This is a genomic window from Nocardia sp. NPDC003345, assembly GCF_053589395.1.
Window position 1 is genome coordinate 1 of sequence record NZ_JBSFRU010000366.1, and the last position, 6,076, is coordinate 6,076.

Here is a 6,076-nt window from a genome sequence, read left to right on the forward strand (position 1 = left end):
CGGCGCGGAGCAGGTAGTTGGTGCCGTATCTTCCGACGTTGGTGTCCAGTACCCAGCCGTCGCGCAGCTGGCTGGCCGGATCCACATAGGCGAGAATCTTCTTCCTGGCCGCATCCGCCCCGGCCTCCAGTTCACCGGTGCTGACACCCTGCGGCCCGCCTCCGGGCCTGATCCCGATCGTCGCGAAACGCCGCATCGCGGGATCGTCGTCCGGGGCGGGCGGATTCTCCACCATCGAATCGCAGAGCTTCTCGTAGAAATCCCGGACAGGCAGTTGCTCGACCCTGTTCTGGGTGGCCGACTCCGACCAGTCCTGGTTCTCCGGTATCGAATCGGATTCCGCGGCGGCCGGCGTGTTCCACGCGCTCAGCGCCGAGAGCCGCAGTTCCGACTGGATCTCGCGCACCGCGGGCACATCCGCAGGACCGCGGACCTCTACCCGGCCGTACAACCAGGCATCGGCGGTCGGAACCGCGATTTCGACCACCCCGTCGGGTAGCGTGCCGGACCAGCCCGGACCCGTGACGGCGTAGGTGAACGGCGGCTTCGCGTCCGGAGCGACCTCCGGTGCCACACTGTTGGGCGAGGACACCGTATTGGTCCAGGCGTCCAGAACCTGCATCGTCCAGCGGCGGCCCTCGATTTCGGGCACCCGGAACAGGACCGGTTCGTCCCGCAGGTCCAGCCAGCCCACCGAGTACAGATTGTCCAGATCGATGCGGGGGACGGTGCGCTGACTGGCGGCGGGCAGTGAGGAGGTGTGCTGGAAGCGGTTGGCCTGCGCGTATTCGAGCGCTCGGTCGCGGATCATCTCGAGCAGGACGAGCGGATAGCCGAAGACGTAGGCCTCGCTGGCCACCGCGCGGCGATCGGCCGGGCTCCCCGACGGCTGGATATCGCTGTCCTCGCCGCCGCCACCGCAGGCCGTGAGTCCCGCCATCGCCAGCAGACCCAGCATCGAGCGCCGGGTCAATCGGAGGCTGTCGGCTTCCAGCGCTCGGATGAGTTCACCGGTTACCGCGGCCCGGGCCTCGCCCATTGGCATACTCCCTGATCATCGCGTATCGAAGGACTGATCGCAGGATACGCCCAGGGTAGCCGAAAGATTGCCGACGCGGTCGGCGCGGCCGTTCTCAGATCTCCAGCACCGTGTTCATGATGGTGCCGGCACTGGTGGCGACCACCCCGCCGATCATGGCCCCGGCCACCATCTTCGGTGACTGCAGACCGCTGCCGGACCACTTCTCCCAGGCGAATCGCCCGCCCGCGTAGACGATGCTGACGATTCCGGAGAGAATGGCCAGCCAGGTCGCGTACCGCACGAACTGCATGATCTTGTCCGCCAGCGGTGGCGGCTCCGGAGTGGGATCCGTGACCTGTGCGTATACCGATACCGCGTCCATGAATGACGCCGCGATGATGCTCACCGTCTGCTCCCTCGCCGACAACTTCCGGGGCGCACGGCCCCCCTCCCATCATCCAGACCGGTATGGCCGTGACGCAAGTTCTTGCCGCGCACCGGCTTTCACGCTATAACCGCTGGTGACCCGAATCCCGGTCACGAGCTGGGATTACTGCGACCATCCCGGCGAGCGGTTACGATGCGAGTGCATTCCCGCCCGCCCCGAATACCCAAGTGAGCTGCGAGATGATACTGGCCGCCGTGACCGATACGCTGGCGCAAATCGGCAATCCCACCCCCGAAGCTCCGCCCATCTCCGATAAATTCCTGCAACTGGTCCGGTATCTCACCTGGTTCGTGCTGCTGGCCGGGATCTGCGCGATCATCTACGCCGGCGGCAGGTTCGCCTGGGAGAAATGGTCCGGCGGCGGTCTGGAATCGCCGAAGATGGTGGCCGGCGCCATGATCGGCGGCGTGATCGCCACCAGCGCCGGCACCATCATGAACGCCGTTATCGGCTGAGCATCCGCCGCGTTCAGTTCCAGGTCGCCGCGGACGGATCGCCCCCGTGGCCCCGTACCTCGTCGGCGACCTCTTCGGGGCCCCAGTGATCCCCGAAGATCTCGGCCTGCTCCTCGTCGGAGAGCAGGATGCCCTCTTCCCGGGCCGCGATCAGGCGGTCCAGCGCCTCGGCCGTCCGGTTCAGCCGGGCGGCGTACGCGCGGACCCGGTCGCGCTGGCGGCGCAGCGAATCGGTGGCCGAGGCGGGCGCGTCGAGCAGCTCACCGATCTCGTCGAGCGCCACACCCAGTTCCCGGTACACGAGCACCCGCCGCGCCCGGGCGATATCGGCACCGGTGTAGAGCCGGTAACCCGCGGCGGTGCGCGCCGAGGCGCGAACCAGCCCGATCTCGTCCCAGTGGTACAGCGCCCGCACTGTGACCCCCAGCAGCGCTGCGGTCACACCTACGGTCCGGCCTTCGTGCTCTACGTCGTCCTGAGCGGCGTTCGTCATGCGATCCAGTCTGACAGCTCACCGCCGCCGCGCCATCGCCGCTCCGCACCGCGGGCGCCACGAACCCGGCTTCCCGCAGCCGATTTCGTCGCCGTCCGGTCACCGGGCCGGGCGCTGTACCCGGTCAACTCCGGCCTTCCGGGGCGACGGCCTCCAGGTCGGCGACACTGCCCGACATGATGGCCCGAACCTGAGCGGTGACGACTTCCGGTGGCCAGTCCCACCATGCCACCGCCAGCAACCTCGCGATATCCCGCTCGTCGTAGCGGGTGCGGATCAGACGGGCCGGATTACCGCCGACGATGCCGTAATCGGGTACGTCGGCGGTAACCACGGATCCGGCGCCGATGATCGCGCCGTGCCCGATCCGGACCCCGGGCAGCACCGTGGCCCCGTAACCGAACCAGACATCGTGGCCGACCACGGTATCGCCCCGGTTCGGCAGGTCGGAGAGCAGATCGAAATGCTCCGCCCAGGATCCGCCCATGGTGGGGAACGGGAACGTCGACGGACCGTCCATCCGGTGGTTCGCGCCGTTCATGATGAACCGCACCCCGGTGCCGAGCGCGCAGTATCTGCCGATGATCAGCTTCTCGGGTCCGTAGTGGTACAGCACGTTCCGGGTCTCGAAGGCGGTCGCGTGCTCGGGGTCGTCATAGTAGGAGAACTCACCGGCCTCGATCAACGGCGAGGTGATCAGGGGTTTCAACAGCACCACCCGGGGTTGTCCGGGCATCGGGTGCAGGACCGTCGGGTCGGCGGGGGCAGGGGCGGGGTCGGGCACGGTGGACTCCTTCGTCGGCGCGGGCGGGTAGCGGTATTCAGCAGCGAGCCGGCGCGGGCGGTCGCATCTCGAGGCGTGCGCCCCGCCAGCGGGCCCGCAACCGGCGATCATGGCTGACGACCACGAGGGCGCCGGGATAATCGGCCAGGGCCGTCTCCAGTTCTTCCACCAGCCCCGGCGCGAGATGGTTGGTGGGTTCGTCCAGCAGCAGGGCCTCCCACGGTTCACAGACCAGCCGCGCCAGGGCGAGCCGCTGCCGCTGCCCGGTGGACAACTCCGCGACGCGGGTGGTGAGCTGCGCGCGGGTGAACAGTCCGAGCGAGAGCAATTGCTCGGTATGCCCTTCGATATCACCGGGCCGGCCCCGCGCGAAGGCCGCCCGCAGGGTCTGCCCGGGTTCGGCGGGCGGCGGCTCCTGGGCGAGGTAACCGATCCGCCCACGCCGGGTGACCGTACCGCCGTCCGGTGTGAGAACTCCGGCGAGTAGCCGCAGCAGGGTGGTCTTTCCCGCGCCGTTGGGTCCGGTGACCAGTACACGGTCTCCCGCGGCGAGCGTGATACTCGACGGGGCGAGCCGGCCCGTGAGCGAGACCTCGCCGGCGGCGAGCACGGTGCCGGATGCCTTGGCGGTGCGTAGCGCCGGGGTGAAACGCAGTGGTTCCGGGGGCGGTGGGACCGGGTCGGCGAGCAGGCGGCGCAATCGTTGCTCTGCGTTGCGGACGCGGCCCGCCAGGGATTGCTGGACCCGGCCGCCGGCCCGGTCGTAGGCCATCTTGTTGTTGTCCTTCCTCGCCCGGCCCGGCGCGACCTGCCGCGCCGTGGTGGCGAGGGTCTCGCGGAGCGCGTCGATATCGGTTTCCCATTGTTCATGGGCCCGGATCCAGCGCTGCCGGGCCGCGGCCTGCTCGGCGCGGAAACCCGCGTAGCCGTTGCCGTAGCGGACGATTCGCCGCCGGTCGTCGTCGACCTCCAGCAGTGTGGTCGCCACCCGTTCGAGGAACACCCGGTCGTGTGAGACCGTCACCGTGGTACCGCGACGGGTGCGCAGGTGGTTTTCCAGCCAGGTCAGCGCCTCGTCGTCGAGATGGTTGGTCGGCTCGTCCAGCAGCAGCACCTCGGACCCGGCGGCCAGCACCGCGGCCAGCCGCAGCCGGGCCTGTTCGCCGCCGGACAACCCGCCGACGGCACGGTCACGGCGCACCGTGCCCAGGCCGAGGCCGTGCAGCGCCCGTTCCACCCGGGCGTCGGCGTCGTAACCGCCGCGCAGTTCGAATACGGCCGTCAGCTCGCCGTATTCGGCCACAGCGGATTCGGCACCGGCGGCCATGGCGGTCTCCAGGCCGCGCATTCGCTTCTCGATCGCCCGGAGTTCGCCCAGGGACCGGTCGACGACCTGCTGGACCGTCGTCTCGGGCGGGAGTTGTTCGTCCTGCGCGAGATAGCCGATACCGCCGTCGGCCTGTACGACGATCTCGCCGCGATCAGGATTCTCACGCCCGGCGAACAGGCGCAGCAGAGTGGATTTACCGGATCCGTTCTCACCGATGATCCCGGTGCGCTCACCCGCGGCGAGCGAGCAGGTCACCTCATCGAGAACGAGCCGGCCGTCGAAGGATTTACCGACCGCGAGCGCGGTGATCTGGGTGGGCATGGACACGCTCCGAAGTATTCGAGTACGACGCGGCCGCGACGGACCGCAGGACTGCATGAACACTTCGAATGAGCATCAGCTACCTCACTAGTGCGACGACTGTTGCATTAGTATGGTGCCACAGCATGCCGTCGCGAGCAACAGGATCACCGATCATGACCCCCGACCCCCCACCGGACACCCCGCGCCCGGCCCCCCGGCCGGGCGGCCGGACCGCCCGCATCCGCACCCAGGTACTCGACGCGGTGCACGCGGAACTCACCGAGCACGGCTACGACGCCCTCACCGTGGATACGGTGGCCGCCCGCGCCGGCGTCCACCGCACCACCGTGTATCGCCGCTGGCACGACGTCGGAGGCCTCATCACCGACGTCCTGGCCGCGGCCGCGGATATCGACTGGCATCCCCGCGACACCGGCTCGCTGCGCGGCGATCTGGCGGCACTCAACCACGAGATCCAGGATTCGCTGACCGAGCAGCCGTCGATCGCGGCCGCGCTGATCGCGGTCTCCTTCCGCTCCGAGGAGGCCGCCCGGTCCCTGCGGCGGCTGTGGGAGGACCGCTACCTCCAGTCCGAGATCATCGTGGAGCGCGCGATCGCGCGCGGTGAGATCGCGGCGCCGATCGACGCCCGCGCGCTGCTCATCGCCGCGACCGCGCCGCTGTACCACGAGCTCGCCCTCCTGCGCACCCCACCCGATCCGCGCCTGCCCGACCGCGCCGCCACTACCGCCGCCCTGGCCGCGCGGGCCGGCGCGTTCACCGGCCCGGCCGCCACGGACGCCCGCTGACCCGAGGCACCCGCCGGCCGGAAGCAGCGGAGCGGTTCCGGCCGCAATCGGCCGGTGCCCCCCGCCCCCATCACCCAACTACGGCCGTCCCGCTGCCCCCATCACAACTATCGAAAATATGTTCGAACTCGGGTACGGTAACCCGCATGCCCGAACTCGCCCCCATCCCGTTCGCCCGGCTCAATCTCGAACAGGTACGGGAACGACTTCTCGCCGCGGCCGCCTTCGGCGAGTCCCTCACCCCGGACCAGCTCGAGGCCCTGGCCGGAAAGCTGAGCACCGGCCTGACCATCTATATCGAGGCCACCCAGAATCGCGCGCCCCGGGACCGGTCGCCGGCCGCACCCGGCCGTGCCTGCCTGGACTTCCGCGGGCGCCGCTACTGACACCGGCCCATCCGCACGGATGCGGAGGGGCCGGATCGGCGGCAGCG

Annotated in this window: 8 protein-coding genes; 3 read left to right on the forward strand and 5 right to left on the reverse strand. The window is 69.5% G+C overall.

Annotated features, from left to right (window positions below; translation table 11 throughout):
• Nucleotides 1-1,045, reverse strand: a 1,045-nt coding sequence (locus ACWDU1_RS28080; protein WP_450003023.1) for a DUF1254 domain-containing protein, incomplete at its 3' end; no start/stop codon positions are given.
• 88 nt (nt 1,046-1,133) lie between these two features.
• A complete protein-coding gene (locus ACWDU1_RS28085; protein WP_357427186.1) occupies nt 1,134-1,403 on the reverse strand; it encodes a hypothetical protein in 270 nt (89 codons plus the stop codon).
• Between the two features lie 245 nt (nt 1,404-1,648).
• On the opposite strand from ACWDU1_RS28085, the gene ACWDU1_RS28090 reads away from it, so the two are divergent.
• Nucleotides 1,649-1,924, forward strand: coding sequence for a hypothetical protein (locus ACWDU1_RS28090; RefSeq protein WP_328392001.1), 276 nt, complete (start codon nt 1,649-1,651; stop codon nt 1,922-1,924).
• A 13-nt stretch (nt 1,925-1,937) separates the two neighbouring features.
• Here the strand turns inward: ACWDU1_RS28090 and ACWDU1_RS28095 are convergent, their stop codons facing one another.
• The 3 genes from ACWDU1_RS28095 to abc-f form a co-directional block, all read right to left on the reverse strand.
• Nucleotides 1,938-2,417, reverse strand: coding sequence for a MerR family transcriptional regulator (locus ACWDU1_RS28095; protein ID WP_450003024.1), 480 nt, complete (start codon nt 2,415-2,417; stop codon nt 1,938-1,940).
• 124 nt (nt 2,418-2,541) lie between these two features.
• Entirely contained in the window at nt 2,542-3,153 is a 612-nt protein-coding gene (locus ACWDU1_RS28100) for a CatB-related O-acetyltransferase (RefSeq protein ID WP_450003028.1), read from the reverse strand.
• Between the two features lie 85 nt (nt 3,154-3,238).
• Nucleotides 3,239-4,852: a ribosomal protection-like ABC-F family protein gene (abc-f, locus tag ACWDU1_RS28105; RefSeq protein ID WP_450003030.1), complete on the reverse strand. Its 1,614-nt coding sequence runs from the start codon at nt 4,850-4,852 to the stop codon at nt 3,239-3,241.
• 155 nt (nt 4,853-5,007) lie between these two features.
• Between abc-f and ACWDU1_RS28110 the strand changes: the two genes are divergently transcribed.
• On the forward strand, nt 5,008-5,643 hold the full coding sequence (locus ACWDU1_RS28110) for a TetR/AcrR family transcriptional regulator (protein ID WP_450003025.1): 636 nt from the start codon (nt 5,008-5,010) through the stop codon (nt 5,641-5,643).
• A gap of 146 nt (nt 5,644-5,789) precedes the next feature.
• Nucleotides 5,790-6,029: a DUF6374 family protein gene (locus ACWDU1_RS28115; RefSeq protein WP_450003026.1), complete on the forward strand. Its 240-nt coding sequence runs from the start codon at nt 5,790-5,792 to the stop codon at nt 6,027-6,029.
• The last annotated feature ends 47 nt before the right edge of the window (nt 6,030-6,076 follow it).

Excerpts from the sequence above, each read along its gene's own strand:
- ACWDU1_RS28115 (WP_450003026.1), top strand. The coding sequence starts at position 5,790 with ATGCCCGAACTCGCCCCCATCCCGTTCGCCCGGCTCAATCTCGAACAG.
- ACWDU1_RS28085 (WP_357427186.1), bottom strand. The coding sequence starts at position 1,403 with ATGGACGCGGTATCGGTATACGCACAGGTCACGGATCCCACTCCGGAG.
- ACWDU1_RS28090 (WP_328392001.1), top strand. The coding sequence starts at position 1,649 with ATGATACTGGCCGCCGTGACCGATACGCTGGCGCAAATCGGCAATCCC.
- abc-f (WP_450003030.1), bottom strand. The coding sequence starts at position 4,852 with ATGCCCACCCAGATCACCGCGCTCGCGGTCGGTAAATCCTTCGACGGC.
- ACWDU1_RS28100 (WP_450003028.1), bottom strand. The coding sequence starts at position 3,153 with ATGCCCGGACAACCCCGGGTGGTGCTGTTGAAACCCCTGATCACCTCG.
- ACWDU1_RS28095 (WP_450003024.1), bottom strand. The coding sequence starts at position 2,417 with ATGACGAACGCCGCTCAGGACGACGTAGAGCACGAAGGCCGGACCGTA.
- ACWDU1_RS28110 (WP_450003025.1), top strand. The coding sequence starts at position 5,008 with ATGACCCCCGACCCCCCACCGGACACCCCGCGCCCGGCCCCCCGGCCG.